Origin of the sequence: Coleofasciculus sp. LEGE 07092, assembly GCF_015207375.1 — a bacterium.
GTDB lineage: Bacteria > Cyanobacteriota > Cyanobacteriia > Cyanobacteriales > Coleofasciculaceae > LEGE-07092.
Map to the genome: position 1 here is coordinate 1 of NZ_JADEWY010000272.1, position 2,013 is coordinate 2,013.

A 2,013-nucleotide genomic window follows, 5' to 3' on the forward strand; every position below is an offset into this window, starting at 1 on the left:
CCTTCTCCACCTTCCTCCCCGTTCCCTCGCCCTATTAAATCGGCAGACGATCAATGTCTGGGTTGGAGCCAATCACCACCATAATTGAACCTTTCAACAGGCGGGTGCTGGGGTTGGGGTTAATCTCAAAGTGATCGTCTTTACCGATCGCCAGCAGGCTCATCCCGTAGCGGTTGCGTAATTGCAGTTCCATAACCGTTTTGCCATGAAATTCTTCTGGCACTGCTACTTCCACAATACTGTGATGGGGGTCTAACTCAAACCGCTCTAAGACAGAGGGTTGAGTGAGCGATCGCGCTAAGGCAGAACCGGCTTCATGTTCTGGATAAACTACACGATCGGCTCCTACTCGCTGCAACAGCTTGCCGTGAACCTCAGAAGAAGCTTTGGCAACAACATAGGAGACACCCGCCTCTTTCACATTTAGCGTGGTAATAATACTTTCTTGCAAATAGTTACCAATGGCAATAATGACTGTATCTAGTTCAAAAATGCCCGCTTCTTTTAGCGCTGCTGGTTCAGTGGAGTCTAGCTGTACTGCATGAGCAACAATCTGAGCGGTTAAAGCGCCATCCACTAGTCTTTTATCAATATCAGTTCCCAAGACTTCGTAGCCGAGATGGTGCAAGGTTGAACAAACGCTGCGACCAAAACGCCCTAAACCAATGACTGCAAATTGCTTATTTTCTCGGCGCAGATTGCGAAACAATCCTAAAGATGACCAATTCACTCGTTTTCCTTCATTCGATCTGTGCATTGCTGAGTAGGGGAACTGCCCAGAACGCAATTCTTCGTTTCTACTTTATATCGTTGAGAGAAGTTTTAACTCTAGCTAACAGAAGAAACAATCTGGATGCCGTGATTCGAGAACCTCGTCACCCAAAACTCCAACTCAGGATCGAGAATGGCTGCCCTGACTTGCTGCTGAACCTCTTGGGCTTGCACCTCTGACTCGCAGAGAGCAAACACCGTCGGACCTGAACCTGACATCATTGTACCCAGTACACCACTAACGCGAAACGCATCTCGCAGTTGCAATACTTCGGGGTAGTTCGGCAGCACCACTTTCTCTAAATCGTTGTACAGCCGCTGACCGATCTGTGAGCTATCTTTATTCGTAATTGCCTGTACCATCGAACCGGAATGGACGCGATGGGTGCGGGACTCCAACGTATCGACATCACGAATATAGGAGTCGCTAAACTGATCGCGGTACGTCTGATAAGCCCAAGCCGTTGAAACCGAAAGGTTGCGGTGTTTTGCCAGTACTACATAAAGTGAATCTAGATCGGGTAAGGGAGAAAGCACTTCTCCTCGTCTCGTAGCGAGCGCTGTGCCACCTGCTATGCAAAACGGCACATCTGAGCCAAGTTGTGATGCCAGTTCTTGCAATTCCGGTTGGGTTAAGCCCAACTGCCATATCATATCCAATCCTACTAAGACAGCGGCAGCATCTGTAGAACCCCCTGCTAATCCGGCAGCTACAGGAATCTGCTTTTTGATTGTAATTTCTACACCACCAAACTGGGCAAAGCGACCGGGAAACTGTTCGATCATCAATTCTGCGGCTCGGTATGCCAGATTGCCTTGGTTGGGGGGCACTAGGGGATTATCGCAGTGAATGTGGATGGTTTGGGTACTACTAGCACGCAGCTCAATGAGGTCGCCTAATTCTATGCTTTGGAGGATCATTGCCAGTTCGTGATATCCGTCTGAGCGATCGCTGAGAATTTCTAGGTACAAATTAATCTTGGCAGGGGCAATCAGGGAGTAAGAGCGCATTTTATGAATTATGAAGTATAAATTATCAAGGGAATGATAAATGATTGGCGAGAGCTATCCATTGGGTGACGCTGAGGTCTTCGGCACGAGCTTGAGGATTTATCTCTAATTTTTCCAGTAAAGGGGTAAGGCGATCGCTTTCTACTACGGATTTCAAATTATTTCGCAACATTTTCCGCTTGCTGGCAAAACCTAGTTTAACGAGTGTTTCTAATTGCTGGGGGTTTGATG

General features: G+C 47.6%; 3 protein-coding genes. All 3 read right to left on the reverse strand.

Annotated elements, in window-relative coordinates; all coding sequences use genetic code 11:
* Positions 1–34 precede the first annotated feature (34 nt).
* Entirely contained in the window at positions 35–730 is a 696-nt protein-coding gene (locus IQ257_RS29440) for a potassium channel family protein (protein ID WP_193882732.1), read from the reverse strand.
* 98 nt (positions 731–828) lie between these two features.
* A complete protein-coding gene (gene ispE / locus IQ257_RS29445; protein ID WP_193882729.1) occupies positions 829–1,782 on the reverse strand; it encodes a 4-(cytidine 5'-diphospho)-2-C-methyl-D-erythritol kinase in 954 nt (317 codons plus the stop codon).
* A gap of 25 nt (positions 1,783–1,807) precedes the next feature.
* The coding region (locus IQ257_RS29450) for an rRNA adenine N-6-methyltransferase family protein (protein WP_416207943.1) at positions 1,808–2,013 on the reverse strand (206 nt) is incomplete at its 5' end.

Coding starts and splice junctions, on each gene's coding strand:
- ispE (WP_193882729.1), bottom strand. CDS start 1,782: ATGCGCTCTTACTCCCTGATTGCCCCTGCCAAGATTAATTTGTACCTA.